Source organism: Actinoplanes sp. NPDC000266 (assembly GCF_042899005.1).
GTDB lineage: Bacteria > Actinomycetota > Actinomycetes > Mycobacteriales > Micromonosporaceae > Actinoplanes.
Window position 1 is genome coordinate 1 of sequence record NZ_JBIAZI010000022.1, and the last position, 26,450, is coordinate 26,450.

Consider the following 26,450-nt stretch of genomic DNA (forward strand, 5'->3'; position numbering starts at 1 on the left):
ACCGCCCGCACGGCGCCCTGGACGGCCAAACCCCTTTCGAGAGACTCAAGCAGAAGACTCAGACCCAGATGTAAACCGACTCTGGCAGATGCACATCTAGGCGTCGCGGCGCTTGAGCACGCGCCACCCCACTCCGACGGCGGCCAGAGTCCATCCCATGAGGATCACAAGACCCACGGCTTGGGGGTACGGGCTGGAGTCGCCGGACAGGAAGTGATTGCCCGCGACGCCGGGGAAGGCATCCGCGATGCCGTTCAAAACGGAGATGTCCGGGATCTGCAACAGGGGCGGGACCACCACGATCACCATGAGGAGCACGACCAACGTGACCACCGGCCCGCGCAGCGCCGCCGCCAGCCCGGTCGCGAGCACGCCCAGCAGCGCGAGGTAGATCCCGATTTTCGTGGCGTCACCCGCGATATCGGACGAGTTGCCCAAGATGCCGGCGGCGACCACCCCACCGAGCAGGCCGGCGATCAGGCCCCCGACGAGCGTGACCATCGCGACGACCACGACCTTCGCCGACAACAGGCGGCCCCGCGACGGAATCCAGCTCAGCGTGGCCCGGATCGTCTGCGCCGAATACTCGCTGGTCATGACCAGCATGGCCAGCGACACGAACGCCAACTGCGCGATCGCGACGGAGAGCACCGCCACATCACCGGCCGACGACGCCGGCACGTCGCCGTTCTCGACGTAGAGGGCGTTCTGTCCCGCGGCCGCCGCCATCAGCACGAACGCCGCCAGCAGGGCCCACCAGATCGTCCGCGTCGTCCACAGCTTCGTCCACTCCGAGCTGATCGCCGCCCTCATGCCGCACTCTCCGTCAGCTCGTAGTAGGCGTCCTCGAGCGAGCCATGCCCGCCCAGCAACTCGTCCATCGGCGCGTCGGCCAGCAACCGCCCCTTGCCGATCACCACGAGATGCGACGCCGTCATCTGCATCTCGGTCAGCAGGTGGCTGGAGACGAAGACGGTCCGCCCCTCGGCCGCCAGGTCGCGCAGGAGCCCGCGGATCCACCGCACCCCGTCCGGGTCGAGCCCGTTCACCGGCTCGTCCAGGATCAGCACCGCCGGGTCACCGAGCAGCGCCCCCGCGATCCCGAGCCGCTGGCCCATGCCGAGCGAGTACGTCCCGGTCCGCCGCCCCGCCACGTCGGACAGCCCCACCATCTCGAGGACCTCGCCGACCCGGCGGTCCGGGATCGCGTTGCTGCGCGCCATCGCCCGCAGGTGGTTACGGCCCGTACGCCCCGGATGCGCGGCTTTCGCCTCCAGCACCGCGCCCACCTCGCGCAGCGGCCACCGGTGCTCGGCATAGGGCCGGCCGCTGACCAGCGCGCTCCCCGACGTCGGCCGGTCCAGGCCGAGCACCATCCGCATCGTGGTCGACTTGCCGGCCCCGTTCGGCCCGAGGAACCCCGTGACCCGCCCCGGCCGCACCTCCAGGTCGAGACCGTCGACCGCGAGCGTCCGCCCGTACCTCTTAGTCAGTTTTTCCAGCGTTATCGCCATGCGCCGAACGCTATGAGCGGGTGCACCCCCGGCACCCGACACCAACGGCAGCGATCGACCTTACGAAAGTAATTTTCCCGTACTTCACTAGATCGACAGCGGGCGTTGGCGTGATCCGGACAACGTGTGCCGGGAAGAGCATGTGTCTATCTCTCAGCTGGGAGAAACATCGTCATGGGTCACGGCCACGACCACGATCACGACCACACGCACGAGAGCGCCGGAGGCGACATCGCCCCCGCTCTCGACCTGAGCATCCCGGACAGCGAGCTCTCGCCGTCCGACGTCTCCCGGCGCGGCTTCCTGCGCGGCGCGGGCCTGCTCGGGGCCGGCGCCGCCGCCTCCGTGCTCGCCGTGCCCACGGCCGCGCAGGCCGCGGGCCTGCCGCATTCGCACGGCCCGGTGGGCGGTGGTTCGGACAAGGGCGGGTTCAAGTGGCTCGCCGGCGACCACCACATCCACACGCAGTACAGCTCGGACGCCCAGTACCGGGTGATCGACCAGGCCGGGCACGGCCGCGCGTTCGGCCTGGACTGGGTCGTCATCACCGACCACGGCAGCGTCGCGCACGCCAAGATCGGCGTGGAGAAGGTCAACCCGGACATCGTCAAGACCCGCGAGGAGTACAAGGACCTCCTCACCTTCCAGGGTCTGGAGTGGAACATCCCGGCCGCCGAGCACGCGACCGTCTTCGTGACCCCGAGCAAGAACGAGGTCTCGGTTCTCAAGCAGTTCGAGAACGCGTACGACGGCAACCTGCTCCCGGCCACCAACACGACCGAGCAGAACGAGGCGGCCGCGATCGCCGGCATCAAGTTCCTCGGCTCGCAGGTCCGCGCCCGCAAGATCGACGGCGCGCTGTTCCTGGCCAACCACCCGGCCCGGCGCGGCATCGACTCGCCGCACGAGATCCGCAACTGGCGTGACGCCGACCCGTCGGTCGCCGTCGGCTTCGAGGGCGCGCCCGGCCACCAGGCCGCCGGCATCCCGGCCCCGTACGGCCGCGGCGGCGCGCGTGGCTACTACGACAACAACCCGTCGGCCGCGTCGTACGCCGGCTACCCGCTGGAGAGCTACCGCACCTGGGGTGGCTTCGACTGGATGACGGCCACCGTCGGCGGCCTCTGGGACAGCCTGCTCGCCGAGGGCAAGGCGTGGTGGATCACCGTCAACTCGGACTCGCACGTCAACTACCTGGACCAGTCGGACCGGGGACCGGACAGCAACTTCGACGCCAACGGCAAGTACAACGACCCGGTCTACACCGGCAAGACGCTGACCACCGCCGGTGACTTCTGGCCGGGCTTCTACGGTCGTACGAACGTCGGCGCGACCTCGTTCGGCTACAAGGCGGTCATGGACGGCCTGCGCGCCGGCCGCGTCTGGGTCGACCACGGCCGTCTGATCAAGGGCCTGGACGCGCGGGTCCGTACGGCCGGCGACCGCCGCTCCTCGACCGGCACCCCGCTCGGCGGCGTGCACCAGGTCAAGCGGGGCACCAGCACCGAGCTGACCCTCGAGATCGACCTGCAGGACGTGCCCAACTGGGCGCAGTTCGTGCCGGTCCTCAAGCGGGTCGACGTGATCGTCGGCACCATCACCGGACCGGTGAAGGACAAGGACTCGTTCCAGGCCCCCGACACCAAGGTGGTCAAGTCCTTCGAGATCAGCGCCGGCGCCAAGAAGGTGTCGCTGAGCTTCGCTCTGGGCCGCCTGGACAAGCCGTTCTACGTGCGCGTCCGCGGCACCGACGGCAAGCGCACGCAGCCCGGCCTGCTCGGCCCGTCGGTCGACGCCAACGGTCCCAAGCTCGACGTCGTGGGCGACGCCGACCCGTGGGGCGACCTGTGGTTCTACACCAACCCGATCTTCGTCCTCCCGTCGGGCCGGTGACGTTGTACCGCTCAGTGGCGTCCACGCCGCCGTCGGTGGCCGGGGTCAGCCTCGGTCACCGCACGACGGCGGAAGCCGACCACTGGATCCTGTCGCTGGACCCGCCGCCGTCGCTGGCCTGCACGCACATGGTGCAGAGCCCGTTCCCGCACGTCGCGATCAGCGTGACAGGCGAGTTCGAGACCGCTGCCGAGCTTCAGGGAGCGGCCGACGCGGCGTCGTCCGGAAAATTCGGGCGAGCAGTGATTTTTCCGGGCAGTGACCGACTGGTCGGCCGGCTCACGGTCAGCGAGGTCCTGAAGATCAGCGCGATCGACCGGGTCGAGGTGCTGGGCTCCGGCGTCGCGGCCGAGACAGACATTTTGGACACGCGCGACTTCGTACGACCGCAATACCGGAACGGTGATCTGGTGCTGACCACGACCCCGGCCGTAGGCGGAGTGCTCGTGCCGTTCGAAACGCGGGATCCGACCCCCTGCTGCGCCGACCACTGACCAGCGCTTTCTACGCTGGTCGGATGTCTCTGCAGTCCAAGCTCGAGCAGGCCACGGGCGGGGTGATGCTTTTCGGCATCACCCCGCCCCGCCGCAGCGCCACACCGGAGAAGGTCAAGGAGATCGCCGAGGTCACCGTGAAGCGGCTGGCCGGCCTCGATCTCGACGGCCTCATCCTGTACGACATCGACGACGAGTCGGACCGGAACCCGGACGAGCGCCCGTTCCCCTACCTGCCGACCATGGACCCCGCGGTCTTCCACAGCTCGTTCCTGGGCGCCTGGGACAGGCCGGCGGTCATCTACCGCTGTGTCGGCAAATACGCCCCCGACGACCTGAGCGCGTGGATGGCCTCGGCCGGCGCCAACGTGCTGAGCGTCTTCGTGGGCCCCTCCTCGGGCGACAAGGACGTACGGACGACGCTGCGCCAGGCCCAGGAGCTGCGTGCCGCCGTACGGCCGAACCTGCCGTTGGGTTCCGTGGTGATCGGCGAACGGCACGCCCGTAACGGCGACGAGCACCACCGCATGATCGCCAAGCAGCGCCGCGGCAGCACGTTCTTCGTCACCCAGGTCATCTACGACCTGAACGAGACGAAGAACCTGCTGACGGACTACTTCTACGAGTGCGCGGCCCAGGACCTGATGCCCCGCCCGGTCATCTTCACCCTGTCCCTGTGCGGCTCGGAGAAGACGCTGGAGTTCCTCAAGTGGCTCGGCGTGGACGTTCCGCGCTGGCTCGCCACGACGTTGAGCCACTCGGCCGACCCCCTGGCCGACTCGTACCGCGAGACCATGGCCATCGCCCGCGACCTGCACGGCTTCTGCACCCGCCTGGGCCTGCCGTTCGGCTTCCACGTCGAGAGCGTCTCCATCCGCCGGGCCGAGATCGAGGCCGCCACCGACCTGGCGGCCGAGGTGGCCACCCTCCTACGAGGCTGACCCCGCCAGCTCGGCGCGGCGCCGCTCCACGGCCGCGCCGAGCTCCACCGGGTCACAGGCGGCCAGGTGGTCCCGGATCAGCAGGTGGACGAAGCGGTACTCCGACTCCGTTCGCACGAGCAGCATCCGATCCACCGCGAACCGCAGGAAGGACCGCCGCCACGGATTCGGTTCGCCGGCGATCCGGAACGCGAACCGCAGCGGGACCGACCGGGCGAGAACGAAGAAGAGCAAGGCGATCATGAGGCCGATGACCGCGCCGATGACCACGCCCAGAAGGAACGACCAGAACGGCCCGTTCCATGTTCCGGCCAGAGGGACGGCGAACAGCAACGGCATGCTGACCGCGATCCGTACCCGCCGGATCCGGCGGAGGACCGGATCGTCCTTCTCCTCGTCCGCGGGTTCGTAGACGGTCTCGTTCAGCACCAGCCAGAACACGGTGAGCACGGTCAGGATGCCGATGACGCCGCCCTGCACGGTCGCCCGATCGCTGACCAGCGGCGCGACGAGCAGCGCGCCGAAGAAGCCGATCACCCCGTAGCGGAGGGTGTTGCCGGTCGAAACGCCGAGGAGCACCGTCCCGCCCAGAATGAGCAGGAAGGTCACCCACCAGGGCGGAACCGGTACGCGCTCGGCGAGCAGCATGAGGCCGGTGGCGCACACGGCGGTGGTCACGGTCACCAGGGCCAGATAGCCGGCGAAAGCGGCCTTGCCGGCGAGTTCGCGGCGCGCGGACGGCCGATACCCCCACGACACGACCAGCAGGAACGGGCAGTGGACGACCGCGACGGCCCAGCCCGCCCACGCGCTGACGAACACGGTCGCCGCGGAGACGCTGACCAGGGCGGCGATGGTGCATCCGAGCGGAGTCAGCCACAACCGGATGACGTCGACCGCGGGCTCCGGGAACACTCGTCCGCGGCCCTCGCCGTCGACCTCGAACCGGGGGACCCCGACGCCTTCGCGTCGCCCGGCGGAGGCCCTGGCCAGGGTGCGGACGGCCTGGACGGCGCGCCGGGGAATCTCCACTTCACGGTTGCGGCGCCGCGCCAGCACCTCGACCACGTAGGCGTCGAACAGGAGCCGCCGTCGCTCCGCCGGGTCGTCCTGCCGGACGACTGCCTGCCAGTTCTCCTGCCCTTGAGCCAGCATCACCACGTTGAGCATCAACGGCGTCGTCAGCAGCTCCCACAGGTCGGCGTCCTCGTCGAGAACGGCGGCCGCCTCGGCCGGCGAACGGCTCGACGCCGCCAGGAACTCGACCACCTCTTCCTTCGCCAGTGGACGGATGACCACGGCGCCCTGCAACCGCAGGCGCGCGGCCAGCCGGTCGTAGTCGGCCTCCCGGCTGCACACCACGACCTGCGTCAGCCGGGTTCCCGTCTGCACCGCGTTGATCTCGGCGACACACCGCTCCTGAAACTCCTCACGGACCTCGTCCAAGCCGTCGAGCAACAGAGCGAGCCGGCCCTCGTCGAGCCAGGCCCGGCCGATCGGGACCGGGATCCGATAGTGGCGCTGGAGTTCGGAGATCAGCCATTCGGTGAAGCCGACGGGACCGCGGTCAGGCCGGCGCGGCCACGGCAGCCACCGTCGCCGTGGCCGGGCCCAGCTCGCGAGGTCGAGGACGACCGGCACCTTCCCGCCGTTCCGTTCGGCGCGGACGATCAGATCGGCCGCGAGGTCGAGCAGCTGGGTCGTCTTGCCCGAGCCGGGAGCACCCAGGATCAGCATCGACTCGTCCATCTGATCGAAGACGTCGATCATTCCGGTCTCCGGCGAGAGACGGAACTCCGTGCCGCTTACCCGCTGCACCATGTGCAGCGGCTGGCGAACCGCGGACGGGCGCTCGTCGAAGTGCAGCCATATCCGTCCCGCCAGCAGCCCACCGCGCCGCGCCCCGACGTAGGCCGACACCTGTTTGAGCGCTCGCCCGATGTTCTTCGGATCATCCGGCCGGTGCGGCGAGATCTCCGATCCGCCCGGGCGGAGCTTGTCCCACAGCTCCAGTCCGACGACCAGGACCAGGCAGGTGACGGCGGCCGGCCACAGCCAGCCCGCGAACGGCCGCAGGCGCTCCGGCAACTCGCCGCCGGTCGTCACATTGATCGCCGTCGGGACCACGATCAGGCCACCCACCACGCCGAACAGGACTTGGAGCACCCGCAACACCGCTCGGCCCATCCGCACCCTTCCGCCGCGACGAGGGACATCGATTGTCTCCGTAATGGGCAACCGGACCGCAATACACCGAAAGGGCCACTCTCACCGCTCGGCTCGGCGCCGCTCCACGGCCGCGCCGAGCTCGGCCGGGTCACAGGCGGCCAGGTGGTTCCGGATCAGCAGGTGCACGAAGCGGTGGCCCTCGTCGGTGTCGACGAGCAGGCTCCGGTCGGCGGCGAAGCGCAGCAGACCTGGTCGCCACGGATAGGGCTCGCCGACGGCGCGCAGGGCGACCCAGGCCAGTACGCCCGGGGCGGGAACCACCGCGAAGAAGGCGCCGAAGGACAGCCCGGCGAAGAGGCCGGCCGCGAAGCCGCCGAGTGCCGGGCCGGAAGCGGCCGTCCACCAGGTCGACGTGGCCAGCAGCGGGGCGGCGGTGATGGCCAGGACCGCCAGCCGGGTCGGCAGGTGCCGGCGCTGCGGCGGGCCGGACGGGAAGCACACGGTGAGCGAGAAGAGGGCCAGGTTCGTCGCCGTCAGCACGCCGACCACCAGGCCGGTCTGCGCTCCCGGACCGAGGCCGCGCCACGCCACGAGGACGGCCGCCACCACGCCGTAGGCCAGGAGGAGGACGAAGGCGCGCCTCCCCAGAAATCCGGCCCGGGCCACCATGGCCACCGCGACCAGCGCGATCAGGATGTCGATGACGGTCGCGGCCTGCCAGGATCCCGTGCTGTGCCGGGACCACCACACCAGCGCGGCCGACACCGCCGAGCCGGTCACGGCCACCGCGAGCGCGTAGACGATCACGACCGGCCATCGGAAGCGCCATCGCGCCGACGGCGGCTCGGGACGCCACATCACCAACGGCGCCGCGGAGACGGCGGCGACGACCATGCCCGGAACCCATCCGGCGAACAGGGCCATCGTCACCGAGCAGATGATCGCGCCGATCGTGCCGCCCAGCGGCAGCAGCCGGCGGCGGGCGACCTGGGCGGCCGGCTCGTCGAGCGCCTCGCCCAGGGTGACGAAGTTGAGCCGGGCCACCCGGGCGCCGGCGTCGAGACGTACGGAAGCTTGGGCGAGCGCCCGCACGGCCCGCAACGCCCGCTCCGGGGACTCGGTCTCCTGTCCCCGGCGCCGGGCCAGCATCTCCACGATGTACGCGTCGAAGAGCGCCCCCGTGTCCCGGCCGCCGCCGGCCATGCGCACCACGTCGAACATCAGCGGCGTGGTCAGCAGCTCGCCGGCCAGCGGGCGGATCACCACCGCGCCCTGCAGTCTCAGCCGCTCGGTGAGCCGCTCGTAGTCGGCCTCCCGGCTGCAGACGACGACGCTCGCCGCCTCCAGCTTGTTGATCTCCGAGACGCAACGGTCGCGATAGGACTCCCGCACCTCGTCCAGCCCGTCGAAGAGCAGCACGAACCGGTCGTCGTCGAGCCAGGCCCGCGCGACCGCGGCCGGAATCCGGTAACGGTCGTCCAGTTGCGATTCGAGCCATCTGCGGAAGTCGTCCGGCGCCCGGTCCGGCCGCCGCCACGACCACCGCGGCTGCGACCAGTCGGCCAGGTCCAGCACGACCGGGATCCGCTCACCTTCCCGGTCGAGGAGCGCGGCCGCGAGGTCGAGCAGCTGCGTGGTCTTCCCCGCCCCCGGCGCACCGAGAATCAGCATCGACCCGCTCATCTGATCAAAGACATCGATCACGCCGACCCCGCCGGCCTCGCCGGAGATCTGGAACTCCGTGCCGCCGATCCGCTGCACCAGATGCACCGGCCGCCGCACCGCCCCGGGCCGCTCGTCCAACGTCAGCGGGATCCGCGCCGAGAGCAGCCCGCTCCGCCGCTGCTCGACGTAGTGCGCCACCCGCGCCAGCGCGAGCCCGGCATTGCGCGGATCGTCCCGCCGCGGCGGTGGCCGCCGCCTGTCCCCCAGCCCCAGAACGATGATGAGCAGCAGGCAGAGCGCGGCCGCCGGCCAGAGCAGGAACCCGAAAGGCCGCAGCGCGCCGGGCAGTTCCCCGCCGGTGGCCACGTTGACCGCGACCGGCACGATGATCATCCCGCCCACCACGCCGAGCACCACCTGCGCGGTCGCTCGGCCCATCCGCGAATTCTTTCAGAGCATCGCCAGTTCCTCCGGGCTCAGCCGGATCGCACCGGCCGCGATGTTCTCCCGCAGATGCCGCTCGTCGCCCGTGCCGGGAATCGCCAGCACGTTCGGTCCTTGATGGAGCGTCCACGCGAGCCGCACCTGGTGAGGCGTCACCCCATGCGTGCGCGCGACCCGGCGTACGGCCTCGTCATGGTCTTGACTCGCCCCGTCCTCGCGCCGGGGCCCGGCGATCGCGAAGAACGGCACGAAGGCGATGCCCCTCTCGGCCAGCGCCGGCACCATCTCGTCATCCCGCCGAAGATCAAGGGCATAGCTGTTCTGTACGCACACCACGGGCGCGATCGCGGAAGCCTCATCCACCTGTTCGAGCGTGGCGTTCGAGATCCCGAGGTCACGGATGAGCCCTTCGCGGCGCAGGTCGGCCAGCACCCCGAACCGTTCCGCGACCGAGCCGCCCCGCCGGGTCAGCCGCAGGTTGACCAGGTCGAGCCGCTCGACTCCGAGCCGCCGCAGGTTCTCCTCGACGTGGGCCCGCAGGCCGGCCCCCGTTTCGGCCCACGGACCGACCTTGGTCGCGATGACCAATCCTTGGGGGTACGGCTTGAGCGCCTCCCGGATCAACTCGGTGGCATAGCGCGGGTCACCGTCACCGACGTCGAGGACGCCACCCGGCGACACGTAGAAGGCCGCCGTGTCGATGTGGTCGACCCCGAGCTCGACCGCTGTCCGCAACACCTTGATCGCGACCGAGGTGTCCCGGCGCGGGGTGAGCCGCATCGACCCGAACCCCATCCGCCTGACAACGGTGTCCCCGAGTTTCCACGTGCCCGCCGCGTCCGCATTCGTCACCGTGGCACGCTAGCGCCTCACACCCGTTCTTGGTCGGAATCAATGACGATCGCCGAGGGTTGTCGCCGAGTATGACGACAATCGGTTTCATCGGCAGCGGCTACATCGGCGGCACCGTGGCACGGCTGGCCGTCGCCGCCGGCTACGACGTCGTGGTGAGCAACTCCCGCGGCCCCGAGACGCTCAAGGACCTCGTCGACGAGCTGGGCCCGAAGGCCCGAGCCGCCACCGCCACCGAGGCCGCCACCGCCGGCGACATCGTCGTGGTGAGCGTCCCGTTCAAGGCGTTCACCCAGCTCCCCGCCGCCGAACTGGCCGGCAAGGTGGTGCTGGACACGAACAACTACTACCCCCAGCGCGACGGCAACGTCGAGGCCCTGGACACCAAGCAGACCACCAGCGCCTCCTTGGAGCAGGACCACCTGGCCGGCGCCAAGCTGGTGAAGGTCTTCAACAACATCAACTTCAACCACCTGGCCTCCCTCGCCCGCCCCGCCGACTCCCCGGAGCGCTCAGCCCTCCCCATCGCCGGCGACGACGAGGCCGCCAAGAAGACCACCACCGACTTCCTCAACGCCATCGGATACGACACGGTCGACACAGGCTCCCTGGCCGACTCGTGGCGCCAGGAGCCCGGCCAGCCCGTCTACGGCCCGCCGTACGGCACCTACGAGAACCCGATCGGCACCCCGGCCAACGCCACCACCATCCGCGAGGCGCTGGCCGCCGCCCAACGCTGACGGCGGCACCGTCCATCAGTCGATCGAGCCGCGCTCCGCGACCCAGAGCACGTCTTGGCCGGTGACTGCGGCAATCTGGTGACGTGCTCCTCTGCTGCCGCCGCGGCGAGCAAGTCGACCGGGCCAGCCGATTTGTGACTGCCGCCGTGCGTGAGTAGCCGCTGCACCACCTTTGCCCGCGGCCAGACGCGGTCCGGCATGACGATCCACTGATAGGACTTCTTGAGGACCTCCTCCAGCCGATCCCGATGCGCTCGGGAATGAGCGCCATGAAGGATCTCCAGCTCGGTGATCTCGCAAACCCCGAAAAGCCCGTGCCTCATCTCGGTATACCAAATGGCACTGAGCTCGGGGTTGCGGAGCAGCCGGAAGAAGGCGCTGGTGTCGACGAGATATGTCGGCGCCTTCATCGTCGATAGGTCTTCTTGTCACGCAAGTGATCGAAGTCGCCGGCCTCCGCCATCTCAGTCAGCCGATCGAATGCCTCGAGGCGGCGTTTGCCTTCGACGACGTCGAGCACCGCCGCTTTGACGGTGTCTTCCGGGCTTGACGTTCCTAGAAATGCGGCGGCCTCGGCCAGCGTTTCGTCGTCAAGTTCGATCTCGATCTTGCCCATCAACGCTCCCATGGTGCCGCTCACCTCCTCGAATATAGCGGCTCGGACTCATGTCAAGCTGACGCATGACTAGAATAGTCATGCATCATCGGCGCGGCAACGCCTCAGCTGGCCCGAATTCGAACAGGGGTTCGGTGTGATCAAGGCGGGTGGAGCTGAGACGATGGTGGGGTGCTTGTTGCCTTTTCTGTGACGCCGATCGGCGTGGGTGAGTCCGTGGGTGACCTGGTCGCCGAAGCTGTTCGGGTGGTGCGGGCCTCGGGGCTGCCCAACCGGACCGATGCCATGTTCACCACCATCGAGGGTGAATGGGACGAGTGCATGGCCGTGGTCAAGCAGGCCGTTGAGGCCGTCGGGGCCAAGGGCGGGCGGGTCAGCCTGTCCCTCAAGGCCGACATCCGGCCCGGTGTGACCGACGGGCTGACGTCCAAGGTCGCCTACATCGAGAAGGTGCTCTCCGAGTGAAGCGCCTCGTCATGTGGGACATCGACTACACGCTGCTGCGCGGCGGCGGGGTGGCCGCCACCGCCTGGAAGGCGGCGTTCACCGAGCTCACCGGGGTGCCGTGGCGGGAGACGCCGATCTTCGGTGGGCGGACCGACATGGACATCTGCGCCGAGGTCTTCGCGACTCATGGGGTCACCGACTGCACCCCTGAGCGGTTCTTCCTCCGGTACGTCGAGAACGTCCAGAGCACCCAGCATCTCTTCGCCGTGCAGGGTGCGCTCATGCCAGGCGTACGGGAAGTCCTTGCTCGTCTCGAATCGCAGCCCGGTGTCGTGCAGACGCTGGTCACCGGCAACGTGCCGGAGGTCGCGCGGGCCAAGGTGGCCGCATTCGAGCTGAGCGCGGCCTTCGACGACGAGGTGGGCGGTTACGGCACCGACGACGCCGTGCGGGCCACGCTGGTGCGGCGCAGCCTGGAGCGGGCCGAGGCCAAGTACGGCGAGCGCTTCCGGCCCGTCGTCATCGGCGACACCGTCAACGACGTCACCGCCGCCCTGGCCAACGGGGCTCTCGCCGTGGCCGTCGCCACCGGGTCCACCGCCGCCGAGGAGCTGGCCGCGGCCGGCGCCCACGCCGTGCTGCCTGATCTGTCCGACGTGGACGCGACCGTGGCGCTTCTTACGTCGGGCTGACCGGGTTGGGCAGCGCGCCGCCGAAGCGGCGGTCGCGGCTGGCGTACAACTCGCAGGCATACCAGAGGTGGCGGCGGTCGAAGTCGGGCCAGAGGGTGTCGAGATAGACCATTTCCGCGTACGCCGACTGCCAGAGCAGGAAGTTCGAGGTGCGCTGCTCACCGGAGGGGCGCAGGAAGAGATCGACCTCGGGCACCTCGGGGTGGTAGAGGTGTTTCGCGATCGTCTTCTCGCTCACCTTCTCGGGGTCGAGCCGGCCCGCGGCCACCTCGCGGGCGATCGCCGCCGCCGCGTCGGCGATCTCGGCCTGCCCACCGTAGTTCACGCAGAACTGCAGGGTGAGCGTCTTGTTCTTCTTCGACATCTCCTGCGCCGTCTCCAGCTCGGAGATCACGCTTTTCCAGAGCCGGCCCCGGCGGCCCGACCAGACGACCCGGACGCCGAGGTCGACCAGCTGGTCGCGGCGGCGGCGGATCACGTCGCGGTTGAACCCCATGAGGAAGCGCACCTCCTCGGGCGAACGCTTCCAGTTCTCGGTCGAGAAGGCGTACGCCGAAAGATAGGGAATGCCCAGCTCGATGGCGCCCTCGATGGTGTCGAACAGCGAGTGTTCGCCCTGCTCGTGACCCTTGGTGCGGGACAGGCCGCGCTCCTTGGCCCAGCGGCCGTTGCCGTCCATGACGATCGCGACGTGCTTGGGCAGCGCCGCCTTGGGCAGCGCGGGCGGCGTCACGCCGGAGATGTGCGGAGTGGGTGGACGCGGCGTCATGCGGTGGGACTCTCCCGTCGATCGACCAGCGGGAGCGAGCGCAGCGCCCGCTCCATGTGCCATTGCAGATGGGCGGCGACCAGGCCGCTGCACTCGCGGCGGACGCCCGCCTCGGCCGCGTCGGCGATCGACCAGTCGCCGACCGTCAGAGCGGACATCAGGCCCAGTGTGGCCGGACTCGGATGGGCCGCGCCCGGCGGACGGCAATCGGGGCAGACAGATCCGCCCGCGGGGACGGAGAACGCCCCGTGCGGCCCGGGCGTGCCGCAGACGGCGCACTCGGCGATGGCCGGCGCCCAGCCGGCCACGGCCATGCCGCGCAGCAGATAGGCGTCGAGGACCAGGCTGCCCGCGTGCTCACCGACGGCCAGGGCCTTGAGCGCGCCCAGCGTGAGCTGGAACAGCCGCAGCGACGGCTCGCGCTCGACCGGGGTGAGCCGCTCGGCCGTCTCGGCGATCGCGCTGGCCGCCGTGTATCGCGGGTAGTCGCCCAGGAACTGCTTGCCGTAGAGCGCGACCGCCTCGACCTGGCTCACCGAATGCAGCGCGCTGCCCACCCCCTCGGGCGACCCGGCCAGCTGAAGGTCGATGTGACCGAACGGCTCGAGCCGGGCCCCGAAGCGCGACGTGGTGCGCCGCACGCCGCGGGCGACCGCGCGCAGGCGGCCGTGGCGGCGGGTCAGCAGCGTGATGATCCGGTCGCTCTCGCCCAGCTTTTGCACGCGCAGGACCACCGCGTCGTCGCGGTAGAGATGGCGTCGGTATCCGGCGGGCACGACAGTCATTCTGCCCCGTGGGTACGACAGACCCTGACCCGGATCTCAGGGTCATCTCGGGGAGGGCTCCGATGGTGCCACCGGGTGGCGGGGCCATAGCGTCACAACCATGACCACCACCTGGGCCCGGCGCACCGGGATCCTCGTCCTCATCGGCGCCGCCACGGCCGGCCTGACCGCGTGCGGCGGGGTCGTCGGGGCCACCCTGACCTACAACGACGTCGAGAAGACGAAGATCACCGAGATCCGCCTGACCGGTGGCGCCGGTGACGTGGCCATCACCACGGGCGCCGTGTCCGAGACCACGATCAAGCGCGTGATCCGCAACAGCTCCGACCCCGGCGACTCCTACCGGCTCGACGGCTCGGTCCTGCTGCTGGACACCTCGTGCGGCGTCGACTGCTCGGTGTCGTACGAGGTCGAGGCCCCCGCCGGGGTGGCCGTGCGCGGTGATCTGCGCTCCGGTGACGTCCTCCTGACCGGCGTCGGCGCCACCGACATCAAGCTCACGTCGGGCGACATCACCCTGCAGGAGCCGGCGGGTCCGGTGCTTCTGAGAGCGACTTCGGGTGACGTACGGGTTCTGAACGCCAAGGACAAGGTGACCGTCCAGTCGACGTCGGGCGACGTGAACGTGCTGGACGCGGCGGGCGCGCTCGACCTCAAGCTCACCTCGGGCGACATCAACGCCTCACTGACCGTCCCGGCCTCGGTGAAGGCGACGACCACCAGCGGCGACGTCAACGTGCGGGTCCCGCAGGGCGCCTACAAGATCACCACACAGACCGGCTCCGGCGACGACGGCGTGCAGGGCCTCACCAGCGACCCGGCGGCCAAGAACACGATCGATCTGCGCACGGCCAGTGGTGACGCGATGCTGGTCGCAACGCCATGATCGGAGCATGAGCTTCTATCTCCCGCTCGGCGACGACCGGTTCCGCCCGACCAAGTCGACCGAGAGCCCGTGGGACACCGAGATGCAGCACGGCGGCCCACCGGCCGCCCTGCTGGGCCGGCTGCTGACCGTCGAGGGCCAGCGCCTGGCCCGCATCTCGGTGGACTTCCTGGGCCCGATCCCCCGCAAGGATCTCCGGATCGAGGTGTCCCCGCTCAAGCCGGGCCGGCTCACCACCCTCAACGAAGCCCACATGATCATTGACGGCCGTACGGCGGTGATCGCCCGCGCCTGGCACATCGCCCCCGGCCCGCAGCCACCCGTGATCACGGAGACCACGACGGCCGATCCGCTGCCGGCAACGGCCGACGTCTTCTTCCCGGAGAAGCCGGACTGGGGCTACGGTCAGGCCATCGAGTGGCGGGCCACGGACAAGACAAGCCTCTGGACCAGGGTGAAGCACGAGTTGGTGGACGGCACCGACCTCACAGGCCAGGACCGGGCCCTGATCATCGCCGACTCGGCCAACGGCATATCGGCGGTCCTCCCTTTGGACAAGTGGCTGTCGATCCCGCCAACCATGAGCACAGCCTTGCTGCGAGCCCCGTCCGGCGACTGGGTCCACCTGTCCTGCCGAACAGCCCTGAGCGACGACGGCTTGGGTTTGTGCACCGGCGAGCTGTACGACGCCGAGGGCGCGCTGGGCCAGGTAACCCAGCCTTTGGTCGTGCGCTCCCGCTGAAGGCGCCGCAGGGCGTCGTCTTTCCAGCGCCATTCCGGCAGAACAGTCGTTGTCGGGCGGAAGTGGCTTACTCAGTCGCTCGGGCTCGGGGTGCGGGCACGGTGACGGCCATGTCGGTGAAGGCGGGCGCCGGGGAGACCGGGACCGCGCGGGGGCGGCGGCCCGGCAGCAGGGACGGGCGGCGGCCCGCTGACAGGTCCTCGATCCAGCCCACGGCCATCACGGCCACGGCCAGCATGGCCGTCACCAGGATCAGGCGCCAGGAGATGCCTACCCAGCCGAAGATGGGCAGGCCGGTCGCGTTGGCCAGGCGTACCACCAGCAGGATGAACGGCACGTGCCACAGGTAGATGGTCAGCGCTCGGGCGTTCAGCACCGTCAGCACCCGCCACGACGGGATGCGCGGGTTCACGCTGAGCGCGATCAGGATGAACGCGGTCGACCACAGCGCGTTGGCCAGCGGGATGTCGTTGAGGTCGAGCCCTCGCGGGCCCGGATGGGTCAGCGCCCAGGCCGCGCCCGCGGCGCCCAGCGTGCCGGCCAGCCACCAGCGGTACCGGTAGAGGAAGCGGATCCGCGACAAGCCGTGACGGGTCAGCATGCCGTCGTTGTGGGCGAAGCCCAGGAGCCACGCGCTGCCGTACAGGCAAAGGTCTCTCAAGATCGCCGGCGGCGTCAGGCCGGCGAAGGTGATCACCGCCAGGCCGGCGTAGGGGGCAAGGAGCGTCGGGATCGGGAAACGGCGGAACAGGGGCAGTACGAGCGGGGACAGCAACACGAACCACAGGAAGTCCCGCAGGTACCACATCGCGGCCAGGCCCTCGAGCCAGAACCCGGCGGCCGGCGGGTCCTCGACCGGAAAGGCCCAGAGCAGCACCTTCCAGTCCCAGGCCATCCCGCCGATCAGCATGAACGGGACGGCGACGCCCACCAGCACCCATAGCGCCGGCAGCAGCCGGTGCAGGCGCCGCTCGACCGCCCACGGGCCGTAACGGTCGAGGGAGGCCGCCATCATGCTCCCGGCCAGGGCGAACATGACCGACATGGCCGGGAAGACGATCGTCAGGGCCGCCCAGCCGCTGGAGTGGTAGATCACCACCCGGGCGGTTGCCACGGCACGCAAGAGGTCCAGGTACCGGTTCCGCATAGGGTTCGTTGTTACCCAATTCCGGACCAGACCCGCAAATCAGCGTGAGTTATCCCATAATTGAAAGATTGTCCTATTTAGATCAAAAACCTAGCTTACGCAGCTGCCGTGGGTCCCGCTGCCACTCTTTCGCTACCCGAACATGAAGATCGAGATACACGCGGGTGCCGAGCAGGTTCTCGATCTCCGTGCGGGCCTGGCTGCCGACGTCCTTGAGACGCGCTCCCCGGGCGCCGATCACGATCGACTTCTGGCTGTCCCGCTCCACGTAGATGTCCGCGAAGATCTTCGTGACGCCGTTCTCGACCATCATTTCCTCGACGAGTACGGCGATGGAGTGCGGCAGCTCGTCGCGAACGCCCTCGAGCGCGGCCTCGCGGATCAGCTCGGCGATCAGCACCTGCTCGGGCTCGTCGGTCAGCACGTCGTCCGGATAGAGCTGCGGCGACTCCGGCAGGTGCTTGACGAGAACGTCCACCAGCGTCTGCACCTGATGCCCGGACACCGCGCTTACCGGGACGATCTCGGCGAAATCGTACAGCTCACTCACCGCAAGCAAATGCTTGGCCAGCGTCGCCGGATCGACCAGGTCGACCTTGGTCACGACCGCGATGATCGTCGCTTTCAGCTCGGCCATCTCGGCCGAGATGAACCGGTCGCCACGCCCCACCGGCTCGTCGGCCGGGAAGCAGACGCCGATCACGTCGACCTCGCTCCACACCTCGCGCACAAGATCGTTCAGCCGCTCGCCGAGCAGCGTCCGCGGACGGTGCAGACCAGGCGTGTCGACCAGTACGAGCTGCGCGTTCTCTTGATGCAGAATCCCCCGGATCACGTGCCGCGTGGTCTGCGGCTTGTTCGACGTGATGGCGATCTTCTGCCCGATGATCGCGTTCGTCAGCGTGCTCTTGCCGGCGTTCGGCCGCCCGACGAAACACGCGAACCCGGCGCGGTAAACGTCGTCGACAACCTCGGCCCGCGACGCTTCCTGGTGACGATGCCGCTTCTTACGGGGCCCACGCTCGGTGACGTCCACACTGCGGGAGTCACTCTGAGCAACAATTTCCGGTTTACGCCTCGTGTCCGTCACGCCAGACTCAGGCCGCGCCGCCTTCTCACCTCCGGCGGACCGCCCACGGCCGAAGCCGGCACCAGCCCGAGGCTTCCGAACCTTCGCGTCCCCGGCAAGCGTCACATCCCGCGGCCGCGTGTCAGGCGCCTTACCGGCACCCGCCCCACCCCGGGCCGACACACCGCGGCGCCCAGCCACACCTTGACCCGACCCGCCACGCGCAGGCGCGCTCTGACCGGCCACACCGCCGCGCACACCCGACTCGATGGCACCGCCGCGCTCCGTCGCCTCGACGGCACCGCCACGCTGACCTTCGCGCAGCTCTCCCGCACTGCCGCGCGCACCCGAACCAGGCCCTGCGGCACGACCACGCGCAGCGGACCCAGCGGCACCACCACGTTGACTCGCACCCGACCCGGACGCATCGCCACGCTGACTCGCACCCGACCCGGAGGCACCGCCACGCTGACCCGCACCCGGCCCAGCCGCCCCGCCACGCTGACCCGCGCCGCCACGCTGACCCGCGCCGCCACGCTGACCCGCGCCGCCGCGCTGACCCGCGCCGCGGCCCGATCCCGAGCCGCCCGCGCTCTCCGCCCGGCGGGCAACGCGCCGCTCCTGCCGGCGAAGCTCGTTCCGCTCCCCCGCCGTCAGCCGCCGTTCCCCGTCAGCCACCGGCCGCTTGCCATCAGCGCCGGCCCGCTTACCCTCGGCCCCAGGCCTCTTGCCCTCGGCCCCAGGCCTCTTGCCCTCGGCCCCAGGCCTCTTGCCCTCGGCCCCAGGCCTCTTGCCCTCGGCGCCGGCCCGCTTTCCTCCGGCGCTGGAACGCTTGCCGTCCGTGGTCCGCTGACCGCGGCCCTTGTCGTCGCTCCGGCGCACCGCGCCCGGGCGCTCGTCGCTCTGGCGTGCCGTGCCCGGGCGGTCCTCGCGTGCGTCGCTCATGCCGTCACCGTTCCGCGGAGCGTTCCGGACGGGCCCGCCACGTGCACCGGGGCCGCCGGCGCCAGGTCGCGCACCGCCGCGTGGCCCGCGCCTTCCAGGTCGTCCGCCTCGGTCACCACCGCCGCTGCCTCGATCTTCGTCGCGCCCGAGGCCACCGCCGACGCCACCGCCAGCTGAAGGGCGCTGATCTGCAGGGACGGCAGCGCGACCGTGGCCGCCGCGTACGTGCGCCCGTCCTGGTCCCTCACCGCCGCGCCCTCGGCCGCGCCCACCCGGGCCCGGGCCGATCGCGCCAGGGTGACCAGCTTGTTGTCCTCGGCGCTCAAGGCGCCGCCGTCGCTCGCCGGAACGGCGGCAGCGGCGAAAGTGTCAGGCATCCGCGGTTTGTCTTTCCTCGTCCTCGGAGTCGGCAGGCGACTCGGCTTTCTCTTCGTCCGGCTGCGGCTCGACCCGGCGCACCAGCACCGAGTCGATCCGGTTGCGCCGGCCGGTGGTTCCCTCGGCGACCAGGTGCAGGCCGCCCACGTCGACGGTCGCGCCCGGGATCGGCACCCGGCCCAGCGCCTGGGCCAGCAGGCCACCCACCGTCTCGACCTCGTCGGCCGGCAGCTCCACCCCGAAGATCTCGCCGAGATCCTCGATCGGCAGCCGGGCCGTCACCCGCACCGCGCCGTCGGGCAGGTGCTCCACCGGCGGGCGCTCGACGTCGTACTCGTCGGTGATTTCGCCGACGATCTCCTCGAGGATGTCCTCGATCGTGACCAGACCGGCCGTGCCACCGTACTCGTCCACCACGATGACCAGGTGGGTGCGGGCCGCCTGCATCTCCGACAGCAGGTCGTCGACCGGTTTCGACTCGGGCACGAAGGTCGCCGGCCGCATCAGGTCGGCCACCGCCTCGGCCGTCGACGCCGGGTCGCCCGACTGGGTGCGCCGGATCACGTCTTTCAGGTAGAGCAGGCCCAGCACGTCGTCGACGCTCTCGCCGATCACCGGGATGCGCGAGAAGCCCGAGCGCAGGAACAGGTAGAGCGCCTGCTGGAGCGTCTTCGAGCCCTCGATCCACACCATCTCGGTGCGCGGCACCATCACCTCGCGGGCGATCGTGTCGCCCAGCGTGAAGACCGAGTGGATCATCTCGCGTTCGCCGTGCTCGACGACGCCGCGCTGCTCGGCCAGGTCGACCAGCTCCCGCAGCTCCACCTGGCTGCCGAACGGTCCCTCGGGGAAGCCCTTGCCGGGCGTCACCGCGTTACCGATGAGGATCAGCAGCGAGGCCAGCGGGTTGAGGACCTTGCCCAGCCACCGCACGAGCGGCGCCGCCGCGCGGCCCACCGCGTACGCGTGCTGGCGCCCCACCGTGCGCGGGGCCACCCCCACCACCACGAAGCTCACCACGGTCATCGTTCCCGCGGTGACCAGGGCGGCGGTCCAGCCGATGCCCCAGCTGTCCACCGCGACCAGAGCGACCAGCGTGGTCGCGGTCAGCTCACAGAGCAGCCGCAGCAGGAGCAGGAGATTCAGGTGACGTACGACATCGGAGGCGACCGCGGCCAGCGCACCGGCCCCACGCTCACCCTCCCGGGCCATCTCGGCCGCGCGGGCCGGCGACACCGAGCCGAGGGCCGCGTCGGCCATCGAGGCGAGGCCGGCCAGCAGCACCAGCAGCACCGCGAAGATGATCAGTTGCAGGTCCGGCAGGCCGGCCGAGACGCCGGCCGAGCCTGCCGCGATTAGATTGGCGGGGTCCACGGCGCGTCAGCCGGTCTTCCGGCCGGCCCGCCAGCTTTGGAGCAGGCGGTTCTGCAGCCCGAACATCTCGCGCTCCTCCTCCGGCTCGGCGTGGTCGTAACCGAGCAGGTGCAGCGCGCCGTGCACGGTCAGCAGGTGCAGCTCGTCGGCGGCGGAGTGCCCGGCCGCGGCGGCCTGTTTCGCGGCCACCTCGGGGGCGAGCACGATGTCGCCCAGCAGCGCCGGCTCACCGGCGCCGGCCTCGCCGGGACCGTGGTCGACGCTGCCCTCGTCCATCGGGAACGCGAGAACGTCGGTGGGCCCGTCACCACCCATCCAGCGATGGTTCAGCTCGGCCATGTATTCGATGTCGACGAGCAGGATCGACAGCTCCGCGAGCGGGTTGACCCCCATCTCGTCGAGCGCGTACCGGGCCACCGCGAGGATCGCGTCGGTGTCGACCTCGACTCCCGACTCGTTGGCGATCTCGATGGACATAGTGGTGCGTTTACCCCTTGGATCAGCGCCGTCGCCCGGACCGGCCGCCGCTGGCGGCCCGCCCCGGCACGGCGTGGACGGATTGAGTTGAGCTCTGCTCCTGCTCGGCGTCGTACCTCGCGTACGCGTCGACGATCTCCGCCACCAGCCGGTGCCGGACCACGTCGGAGCTGGACAGCTCGGCGAAGTGGACGTCCTCGACATTTTGCAGGATCTCGCGCACGACCTTGAGACCACTGGTGGTCCCACCCGGCAGGTCCACCTGCGTGACGTCACCGGTAACAACGATCTTCGCCCCGAAACCCAGACGCGTCAGGAACATCTTCATCTGTTCCGGCGTGGTGTTCTGAGCCTCATCAAGAATGATGAACGCGTCGTTAAGGGTCCGTCCACGCATGTACGCCAGCGGGGCGACCTCGATCGTGCCCGCGGCCATCAGGCGCGGGATCGACTCGGGGTCGAGCATGTCGTGCAGGGCGTCGTAGAGCGGCCGCAGGTACGGGTCGATCTTCTCGTTCAGCGTGCCGGGCAGGAAGCCCAGGCGCTCGCCCGCCTCGACCGCCGGGCGGGTCAGGATGAGGCGGCTGACCTGCTTGGCCAGCAGCGCCTGCACGGCCTTGGCCATCGCGAGATACGTCTTACCGGTACCGGCCGGGCCGATACCGAAGACGATCGTGTTCTCGTCGATGGCGTCGACGTACCTTTTCTGGCCCAGCGTCTTGGGACGGATGGTCTTGCCGCGACGGGACAGGATGTTGAGGGTGAGCACCTCGGCCGGGCGCTCGGCGGTCTCGTCCTCGAGCATCGCGACGGTGCGGCGCACCGAGTCGACCGAGAGCGTCTCGCCCTTCTCGATGAGCTCGATGAGCTCGGAGAACAGGCGTTCGGCGGTGGCGTTCTCGGCGGGATCGCCGGTGATGGTGATCTCGTTGCCGCGGACGTGGACGTCGCTGGCGAGAGTTCGCTCGATGAGCCGCAGGATTTCGTCCTTGGCACCCAGGAGGTTCACCATGATCTTCGGGTCGGCGACCGAGATCTTGGTTTGCACCCGCGCCGAGCTGCTGGAGCCTGCGCTGGAAGGGTTCGGCGTACCGGTCATAGGGCGGCCTGGAAGGCCTCCGCACCTGCTCTCGTTCTCTGCGTCACCCTGGCCTCGTCTGGTGGGCAACGGCGGCGTGCTTCGAAGGATCGTGCCATCGTATCCGCTCGGCCGCCCGGACGCCGATGCCATTATCGCCGGGCAGCACCTCAAAACGGCCCGTCGGAGGCCCGGCCCCCGTCGAAGCCCTCCTGCACGCGGGCGAACCGATAGGTGGCCCAGTGCATCCGGACGACTTCGCCGCCCGGGGAGCGGGTCAGTCGCAGCAGCTCCCCGGCCTCACGGCCGGAGGCGGTCCGGAGCACGTCGGGCTGACCCGGCAGCGGCTCGAAGACCGCCGGCGGTGTGTCGGCCGGCACCTCGGCCGACCGGGCCTGGAGCGCGCCGTCGTGCCAGGAGAACACGAACTGGGAGCCCTCGCCCCACCACGGCCCGAGGATCGAGCGGTACTCCGGCGGGGCCGGCGGCGCCGCACGCCACGGCCGGATGTCGGCCGGGTCGAGCTCGGCCGAGAGCTTCAGCAGCTCCGGCACCAGGTCGTTGATCTCGCCGGCCGTGCCCGACGAGCCGAGCACGGCGGCGGCCAGCCCGGCCGGCACGCCGTTGCCGCGGCGGCCGTAGGCGCCGGCCAGGAAGCCGGGCATCGCGCCGTCGTGGCCGACGTCGACCACCCGCTTGGGATGCGGGATCAGGATGAGGCCGAGGCCCCAGCCCATGCTCCAGAGCGTCTCGTTCGTGGTGGTGGCCGGGAAGCGCATCTCCTCGAGAGTCGACGCGGCCAGCACCTTGCCGTCGGGGTCGGCGAGCTCGGGGTGGGCCAGGAACGACGCCCAGGTGGCCATGTCGCTCGCCGTGCTCCACAGCTGGGCGGCCGGGCCGACCCCGCCGAGGTCGGTCTGCGGTTCGGGCCGGGCAGCGTCGGAGTACGCGTCGACCATGAAGCCGACCGCGGCCTGCGCCGGCGGCTCGAGCGTGGTGGCGCTCAGGCGCAGCGGGTCGAGGATCCGCTCCTGGAGCACGGTCGCCCAGGTGCCGCCGCGCAGCTTGGCCACGAGCTGGCCGAGGACGGCGAAGCCGAGGTTGGAGTAGTGGAAGCGGCGGGCGTTGGGCAGCACCCGCTCGGCCCGGTCGAGCTCGGCGATCAGGCCGGCGTCGTCGGGGGCGATCAGGGTGTCCCAGACGTCGCCGTACGGCTCCCGCTGGAACCCGGAGGTGTGCGAGAGCAGCCGCCGGACGGTGGCGTCGCCGTGCGCGGGCACGTCGAGGTGCTTCGCGATCGGGTCGTCGAGGTCGAGCAGCCCCTCGTCGCGGCACTGCAGGACCAGCACGGCGGTGAAGGTCTTGGTGATCGACCCGATCCGGAAGCGGGTGTCGGGGGTCAGCGGGCGGCCCGGGTTTCCGGAGTCGCCGACGGTGAAGACCCACGGCTCGCGGTCGGCCCGGTGCAGGGCGACCGAGAGGGCGGGCACGCGGCCGTCGGCCTGTGCCTTGCGGGTGGCGCGCTCGTAGCGGTCCTCGGCGCTCATCGGGGCGCCAGCATGGGCCCGAGCGGCTCGCCGCCGAGAACGTGACCGTGCACGTGGAACACTTCCTGCCCGGCGTACACCCCGGTGTTGAAGAGCAACCGGAAACCGTCCGCGAGCAGCCCCTCGGCCTCGGCCACGGCCGAGGCCGCGCTCAGCAGATCGGCCGAGGCGGCCGGATCCCGCCGCGCGAGGGTGACCACGTCCGGGTGATGGCTCTTCGGGATGACCAGCACGTGCACCGGCGCCTTGGGGTCGATGTCCCGGAAAGCGAGGGTGGTGTCGGTCTCGTGCACGACCGTCGCAGGGATCTCCCCCGCGACGATGCGGCAGAACAGGCAGTCGGTGTCCACCTGAGGGATCTTAAGCTCACTCGCGTGAACCACAGGGATGGGAGCGCTTCCATGGACGATGTCGAGCAGCTGCTCGGGCAGTTGACCCTTGAGGAGAAGGTGTCGCTGCTGGCCGGGCAGGACTTCTGGTCGCTGCCGGCGATCGAGCGGATCGGGTTGCGCTCGCTGGTGATGTCGGACGGGCCGATCGGCGTACGCGGCGTGGGCTGGGCACCGGACGACCCGTCGATCGCGCTGCCGAGCCCGACGGCGCTGGCCGCGGCCTGGGACGTCGAGCTGGCCGAGCGGGCGGGCCGGCTGCTGGGGCTGGAGTCGCGGCGCAAGGGTGTGCACGTGCTGCTGGGCCCGACGGTCAACATGCAGCGCACGCCGCTGAACGGGCGGCACTTCGAGTGCTATTCGGAGGATCCGCTGCTCAGCGGCGAGATCGCGGCCGGCTTCGTGCGCGGCGTGCAGGGCGAGGGCGTCGGCACGACGGTCAAGCACCTGGTCGGCAACGACTTCGAGACCGACCGGATGGAGGTCGACGTCCGGATCCCCGAGCGGGCGCTGCGCGAGATCTACCTGGCGCCGTTCGAGCGTGTCGTCGAAGAAGGCGGCTGGGGCGTGATGAGCGCCTACAACGCCGTGAACGGCCTCCCGATGGCCTCGAACGGCCCGCTCCAGCAGGGCGTCCTCAAGGACGAGTGGGGCTTCGACGGCATCGTCGTCTCCGACTGGCGGGCGGCCCGCGAGACGGTCGGCGCGGCCCTGGGCGGCCTGGACATCGCCATGCCGGCGCTGGAGAACCCGTGGGGCGGCAAATTGGTCGCGGCGGTGCAGAACGGCGAAGTGCCCGAGGAACTCGTCGACGACAAGGTGCGGCGGGTCCTGAGGCTGGCGCAACGGGTCGGCGCACTGGGACCAATTCCGGTAAATCCAGAAAAGTACGATGGTGACGAAGTCGCCCGCGAGGTCGCGGCGCGCTCGTTCGTGCTGGTCAGGAACGAGAACTACACCCTTCCCCTGGAAGCGGCCGCCCTCACGAAGGTCGCCGTGATCGGCGCTCTCGCGACCGACGCCCGGGTGCTCGGCGGCGGCAGCGCGCAGGTCTCGCCACCCCACACGATCTCCCCGCTCGACGGCCTCTCGAGGGCTCTGTCCGGAGTGGACGTCGAATACGCGATCGGCGCCGACCCCCGCCCGTTCCTCCCGGCCGCCCACGGTCCGCAGTGGTCGGACACCCGGGTCACGGTCGGCACCCACGCGTTCACGGTCAACCCGGCCGCCGTCCGCTGGATCGGCTCGCTGCCCGGCGGCCTCGATCCCCAGGACGTCGAGTCCATCGTGCTGGAGGCCACCTTCGTCCCGGACGTCGCGGGCGAGCACACCTTCGCCGTGTCCGGCTTCGGCACGTTCGAGCTGACGGTCAACACCCAGGTGTTGTACGAGGGTTCGCTGCACCCGCCGGGCACGGGCCGCGCCGACCTCCTCCTGTCACCGCGCGAGCAGCGGGTCACCGTCGAGCTCGACGCCGGTGTGCCGGTGCCGGTCGTACTCCGCCAGACGCTCGAACGCGGCCTGGCCCACTCGGTCGCCACCACGCTGGGTCACCGCCCGCCGTCGCCCGACGCGGACGGGATGATCGAGGAGGCGGTGCGCCTGGCCGCCGGCGCCGACGTGGCGGTGGTCGTGGTCGGCACGACCGAGCAGGTCGAGTCGGAGGGCTTCGACCGGGCGTCGCTGGCGCTGCCGGGCCGGCAGGACGAGCTGGTGTCGCGGGTCGCCGCGGCCAATCCCCGCACGGTCGTGGTGGTGAACGCCGGCTCCCCGGTGCTGATGCCGTGGGCCGAGGAGGTGGCGGCGGTCCTGCTCACCTGGTTCCCGGGTCAGGAGGCGGGCGCCGCCCTGGCCGACGTGCTGCTCGGGGTGGCCGAGCCGGGCGGGCGCCTGCCCACCACCTGGCCGCGCGAGGAGCAGGACTGCCCGGTGCTGGCCGTCGAGCCGCGCGACGGCGTGGTGTCGTACGACGAAGGCGTCTTTGTGGGTTATCGGGGTTGGTTGCGCTCGGGCGTGGCGCCTCTCTACGCCTTCGGTCACGGTCTGGGTTACACCTCTTGGCGGTACGAGGAGATGGCCGTCAACGAGAGCGAGGCGGTCGTGACCCTGACCAACACGGGCGCGCGGACCGGCCGGGAGGTCGTGCAGATCTACGTGGGGCCGTCGCCGGTCGACCCGAACCGGCCGGAGCGCTGGCTGGCCGGTTTCGCCAACGTGGAGGCTCACCCGGAGGAGACGGTGACCGTACGGATCCCGTTGCGCCCGCGCGTCTTCGAGATCTGGGACGGCGGCTGGAAGCGGATGCCTGGCGAGTACCGGATCATCGCCGGCCGCGCGGTGGACGCCCCACAGGTGACCGCCACCCTGTCGATCGAAGGGTAGCCTAACCTCACTTTT

General features: G+C 70.4%; 26 protein-coding genes. 9 read left to right on the forward strand and 17 right to left on the reverse strand.

The features are described from left to right. Positions 1 to 96: 96 nt before the first annotated feature. Positions 97 to 813 carry an ABC transporter permease gene (locus tag ACFY36_RS49745; RefSeq protein ID WP_499752943.1) on the reverse strand — a complete coding sequence of 239 codons (717 nt, stop codon included), beginning with the start codon at positions 811 to 813 and terminating at the stop codon, positions 97 to 99. Next, on the reverse strand, positions 810 to 1,514 hold the full coding sequence (locus ACFY36_RS49750; RefSeq protein ID WP_499752944.1) for an ABC transporter ATP-binding protein: 705 nt from the start codon (positions 1,512 to 1,514) through the stop codon (positions 810 to 812). Before ACFY36_RS49750 ends, ACFY36_RS49745 begins: the two co-directional genes overlap by 4 nt. A gap of 174 nt (positions 1,515 to 1,688) precedes the next feature. Between ACFY36_RS49750 and ACFY36_RS49755 the strand changes: the two genes are divergently transcribed. Genes ACFY36_RS49755 through ACFY36_RS49765 form a run of 3 tightly spaced genes read left to right on the forward strand, consistent with a single transcriptional unit; the run spans position 1,689 to position 4,842 of the window. Beyond that, positions 1,689 to 3,407, forward strand: a complete 1,719-nt coding sequence (locus ACFY36_RS49755; RefSeq protein ID WP_499752945.1) for a CehA/McbA family metallohydrolase domain-containing protein — start codon at positions 1,689 to 1,691, stop codon at positions 3,405 to 3,407. Continuing rightward, the gene (locus tag ACFY36_RS49760) at positions 3,404 to 3,901 is read left to right on the forward strand and encodes a hypothetical protein (RefSeq protein ID WP_499752946.1); all 498 of its coding nucleotides are present in this window, start codon (positions 3,404 to 3,406) and stop codon (positions 3,899 to 3,901) included. The genes ACFY36_RS49755 and ACFY36_RS49760 overlap by 4 nt, the downstream gene beginning before the upstream one ends. 23 nt (positions 3,902 to 3,924) lie before the next feature. Then, positions 3,925 to 4,842 carry a 5,10-methylenetetrahydrofolate reductase gene (locus tag ACFY36_RS49765; RefSeq protein WP_499752947.1) on the forward strand — a complete coding sequence of 306 codons (918 nt, stop codon included), beginning with the start codon at positions 3,925 to 3,927 and terminating at the stop codon, positions 4,840 to 4,842. On the opposite strand, the gene ACFY36_RS49770 is transcribed toward ACFY36_RS49765, so the two are convergent. The 3 genes from ACFY36_RS49770 to ACFY36_RS49780 all read right to left on the reverse strand — a co-directional run bounded on the left by ACFY36_RS49770 (position 4,831) and on the right by ACFY36_RS49780 (position 9,972). After that, positions 4,831 to 7,008, reverse strand: coding sequence for a hypothetical protein (locus tag ACFY36_RS49770; RefSeq protein WP_499752948.1), 2,178 nt, complete (start codon positions 7,006 to 7,008; stop codon positions 4,831 to 4,833). The genes ACFY36_RS49765 and ACFY36_RS49770 overlap by 12 nt on opposite strands. 102 nt (positions 7,009 to 7,110) lie before the next feature. Then, positions 7,111 to 9,114: an NACHT domain-containing protein gene (locus ACFY36_RS49775; RefSeq protein WP_499752949.1), complete on the reverse strand. Its 2,004-nt coding sequence runs from the start codon at positions 9,112 to 9,114 to the stop codon at positions 7,111 to 7,113. A 12-nt stretch (positions 9,115 to 9,126) separates the two neighbouring features. Then, entirely contained in the window at positions 9,127 to 9,972 is an 846-nt protein-coding gene (locus ACFY36_RS49780; protein WP_499752950.1) for an aldo/keto reductase, read from the reverse strand. Between the two features lie 59 nt (positions 9,973 to 10,031). On the opposite strand from ACFY36_RS49780, the gene ACFY36_RS49785 reads away from it, so the two are divergent. Next, positions 10,032 to 10,712 carry an NADPH-dependent F420 reductase gene (locus ACFY36_RS49785; RefSeq protein WP_499752951.1) on the forward strand — a complete coding sequence of 227 codons (681 nt, stop codon included), beginning with the start codon at positions 10,032 to 10,034 and terminating at the stop codon, positions 10,710 to 10,712. On the opposite strand, the gene ACFY36_RS49790 is transcribed toward ACFY36_RS49785, so the two are convergent. Continuing rightward, entirely contained in the window at positions 10,640 to 11,122 is a 483-nt protein-coding gene (locus ACFY36_RS49790; RefSeq protein ID WP_499752952.1) for a PIN domain-containing protein, read from the reverse strand. The two genes, ACFY36_RS49785 and ACFY36_RS49790, sit on opposite strands and share 73 nt — an antisense overlap. Beyond that, on the reverse strand, positions 11,119 to 11,352 hold the full coding sequence (locus ACFY36_RS49795; protein ID WP_499752953.1) for a type II toxin-antitoxin system VapB family antitoxin: 234 nt from the start codon (positions 11,350 to 11,352) through the stop codon (positions 11,119 to 11,121). The genes ACFY36_RS49790 and ACFY36_RS49795 overlap by 4 nt, the downstream gene beginning before the upstream one ends. Positions 11,353 to 11,499: 147 nt before the next feature. Between ACFY36_RS49795 and ACFY36_RS49800 the strand changes: the two genes are divergently transcribed. Both ACFY36_RS49800 and ACFY36_RS49805 read left to right on the forward strand, forming a co-directional pair. Next, on the forward strand, positions 11,500 to 11,793 hold the full coding sequence (locus ACFY36_RS49800) for an MTH1187 family thiamine-binding protein (protein WP_097320239.1): 294 nt from the start codon (positions 11,500 to 11,502) through the stop codon (positions 11,791 to 11,793). Continuing rightward, positions 11,790 to 12,467: an HAD family hydrolase gene (locus tag ACFY36_RS49805; RefSeq protein ID WP_499752954.1), complete on the forward strand. Its 678-nt coding sequence runs from the start codon at positions 11,790 to 11,792 to the stop codon at positions 12,465 to 12,467. Before ACFY36_RS49800 ends, ACFY36_RS49805 begins: the two co-directional genes overlap by 4 nt. On the opposite strand, the gene ACFY36_RS49810 is transcribed toward ACFY36_RS49805, so the two are convergent. Both ACFY36_RS49810 and recO read right to left on the reverse strand, forming a co-directional pair. Then, on the reverse strand, positions 12,454 to 13,236 hold the full coding sequence (locus ACFY36_RS49810; RefSeq protein ID WP_499752955.1) for an isoprenyl transferase: 783 nt from the start codon (positions 13,234 to 13,236) through the stop codon (positions 12,454 to 12,456). The genes ACFY36_RS49805 and ACFY36_RS49810 overlap by 14 nt on opposite strands. Then, positions 13,233 to 14,012, reverse strand: a complete 780-nt coding sequence (recO, locus tag ACFY36_RS49815; RefSeq protein WP_499752956.1) for a DNA repair protein RecO — start codon at positions 14,010 to 14,012, stop codon at positions 13,233 to 13,235. Before recO ends, ACFY36_RS49810 begins: the two co-directional genes overlap by 4 nt. Positions 14,013 to 14,121: 109 nt before the next feature. Here recO and ACFY36_RS49820 point away from each other — a divergent pair, with 109 nt between their 5' ends. Then, positions 14,122 to 14,907, forward strand: coding sequence for a DUF4097 family beta strand repeat-containing protein (locus ACFY36_RS49820; RefSeq protein ID WP_499752957.1), 786 nt, complete (start codon positions 14,122 to 14,124; stop codon positions 14,905 to 14,907). 7 nt (positions 14,908 to 14,914) lie between these two features. Then, positions 14,915 to 15,649, forward strand: coding sequence for a thioesterase family protein (locus ACFY36_RS49825; protein ID WP_499752958.1), 735 nt, complete (start codon positions 14,915 to 14,917; stop codon positions 15,647 to 15,649). A gap of 67 nt (positions 15,650 to 15,716) precedes the next feature. Here ACFY36_RS49825 and ACFY36_RS49830 read toward each other — a convergent pair whose 3' ends face one another. From ACFY36_RS49830 to ACFY36_RS49865, 8 genes are all read right to left on the reverse strand, one after another. Continuing rightward, on the reverse strand, positions 15,717 to 16,796 hold the full coding sequence (locus tag ACFY36_RS49830; protein WP_499752959.1) for an acyltransferase family protein: 1,080 nt from the start codon (positions 16,794 to 16,796) through the stop codon (positions 15,717 to 15,719). 82 nt (positions 16,797 to 16,878) lie between these two features. Beyond that, complete coding sequence (gene era / locus ACFY36_RS49835; RefSeq protein ID WP_499753029.1) at positions 16,879 to 17,832, reverse strand: GTPase Era; 954 nt, start codon at positions 17,830 to 17,832, stop codon at positions 16,879 to 16,881. Positions 17,833 to 18,806: 974 nt separating this feature from the next. Next, positions 18,807 to 19,187, reverse strand: a complete 381-nt coding sequence (locus ACFY36_RS49840; protein WP_499752960.1) for a cytidine deaminase-like protein — start codon at positions 19,185 to 19,187, stop codon at positions 18,807 to 18,809. Further along, positions 19,180 to 20,562 carry a hemolysin family protein gene (locus ACFY36_RS49845; RefSeq protein ID WP_499752961.1) on the reverse strand — a complete coding sequence of 461 codons (1,383 nt, stop codon included), beginning with the start codon at positions 20,560 to 20,562 and terminating at the stop codon, positions 19,180 to 19,182. Before ACFY36_RS49845 ends, ACFY36_RS49840 begins: the two co-directional genes overlap by 8 nt. Positions 20,563 to 20,568: 6 nt before the next feature. Then, entirely contained in the window at positions 20,569 to 21,039 is a 471-nt protein-coding gene (ybeY, locus tag ACFY36_RS49850; protein ID WP_499752962.1) for an rRNA maturation RNase YbeY, read from the reverse strand. Between the two features lie 22 nt (positions 21,040 to 21,061). After that, the gene (locus ACFY36_RS49855) at positions 21,062 to 22,138 is read right to left on the reverse strand and encodes a PhoH family protein (protein WP_499752963.1); all 1,077 of its coding nucleotides are present in this window, start codon (positions 22,136 to 22,138) and stop codon (positions 21,062 to 21,064) included. 149 nt (positions 22,139 to 22,287) lie between these two features. Next, a complete protein-coding gene (locus ACFY36_RS49860; protein ID WP_499752964.1) occupies positions 22,288 to 23,664 on the reverse strand; it encodes a serine hydrolase domain-containing protein in 1,377 nt (458 codons plus the stop codon). Then, positions 23,661 to 24,014: a histidine triad nucleotide-binding protein gene (locus ACFY36_RS49865; RefSeq protein WP_499752965.1), complete on the reverse strand. Its 354-nt coding sequence runs from the start codon at positions 24,012 to 24,014 to the stop codon at positions 23,661 to 23,663. The genes ACFY36_RS49860 and ACFY36_RS49865 overlap by 4 nt, the downstream gene beginning before the upstream one ends. A 51-nt stretch (positions 24,015 to 24,065) precedes the next feature. On the opposite strand from ACFY36_RS49865, the gene ACFY36_RS49870 reads away from it, so the two are divergent. Further along, positions 24,066 to 26,435, forward strand: coding sequence for a beta-glucosidase family protein (locus ACFY36_RS49870; protein WP_499752966.1), 2,370 nt, complete (start codon positions 24,066 to 24,068; stop codon positions 26,433 to 26,435). Positions 26,436 to 26,450 lie beyond the last annotated feature (15 nt).

Excerpts from the sequence above, each read along its gene's own strand:
- ACFY36_RS49745 (WP_499752943.1), bottom strand. The coding sequence starts at position 813 with ATGAGGGCGGCGATCAGCTCGGAGTGGACGAAGCTGTGGACGACGCGG.
- ACFY36_RS49860 (WP_499752964.1), bottom strand. The coding sequence starts at position 23,664 with ATGAGCGCCGAGGACCGCTACGAGCGCGCCACCCGCAAGGCACAGGCC.
- ACFY36_RS49820 (WP_499752957.1), top strand. The coding sequence starts at position 14,122 with ATGACCACCACCTGGGCCCGGCGCACCGGGATCCTCGTCCTCATCGGC.
- ACFY36_RS49870 (WP_499752966.1), top strand. The coding sequence starts at position 24,066 with ATGGACGATGTCGAGCAGCTGCTCGGGCAGTTGACCCTTGAGGAGAAG.
- ybeY (WP_499752962.1), bottom strand. The coding sequence starts at position 21,039 with ATGTCCATCGAGATCGCCAACGAGTCGGGAGTCGAGGTCGACACCGAC.
- ACFY36_RS49810 (WP_499752955.1), bottom strand. The coding sequence starts at position 13,236 with ATGACGCCGCGTCCACCCACTCCGCACATCTCCGGCGTGACGCCGCCC.
- ACFY36_RS49825 (WP_499752958.1), top strand. The coding sequence starts at position 14,915 with ATGAGCTTCTATCTCCCGCTCGGCGACGACCGGTTCCGCCCGACCAAG.
- ACFY36_RS49840 (WP_499752960.1), bottom strand. The coding sequence starts at position 19,187 with ATGCCTGACACTTTCGCCGCTGCCGCCGTTCCGGCGAGCGACGGCGGC.
- ACFY36_RS49750 (WP_499752944.1), bottom strand. The coding sequence starts at position 1,514 with ATGGCGATAACGCTGGAAAAACTGACTAAGAGGTACGGGCGGACGCTC.
- ACFY36_RS49765 (WP_499752947.1), top strand. The coding sequence starts at position 3,925 with ATGTCTCTGCAGTCCAAGCTCGAGCAGGCCACGGGCGGGGTGATGCTT.
- ACFY36_RS49755 (WP_499752945.1), top strand. The coding sequence starts at position 1,689 with ATGGGTCACGGCCACGACCACGATCACGACCACACGCACGAGAGCGCC.
- ACFY36_RS49830 (WP_499752959.1), bottom strand. The coding sequence starts at position 16,796 with ATGCGGAACCGGTACCTGGACCTCTTGCGTGCCGTGGCAACCGCCCGG.
- ACFY36_RS49790 (WP_499752952.1), bottom strand. The coding sequence starts at position 11,122 with ATGAAGGCGCCGACATATCTCGTCGACACCAGCGCCTTCTTCCGGCTG.
- ACFY36_RS49775 (WP_499752949.1), bottom strand. The coding sequence starts at position 9,114 with ATGGGCCGAGCGACCGCGCAGGTGGTGCTCGGCGTGGTGGGCGGGATG.
- ACFY36_RS49855 (WP_499752963.1), bottom strand. The coding sequence starts at position 22,138 with ATGACCGGTACGCCGAACCCTTCCAGCGCAGGCTCCAGCAGCTCGGCG.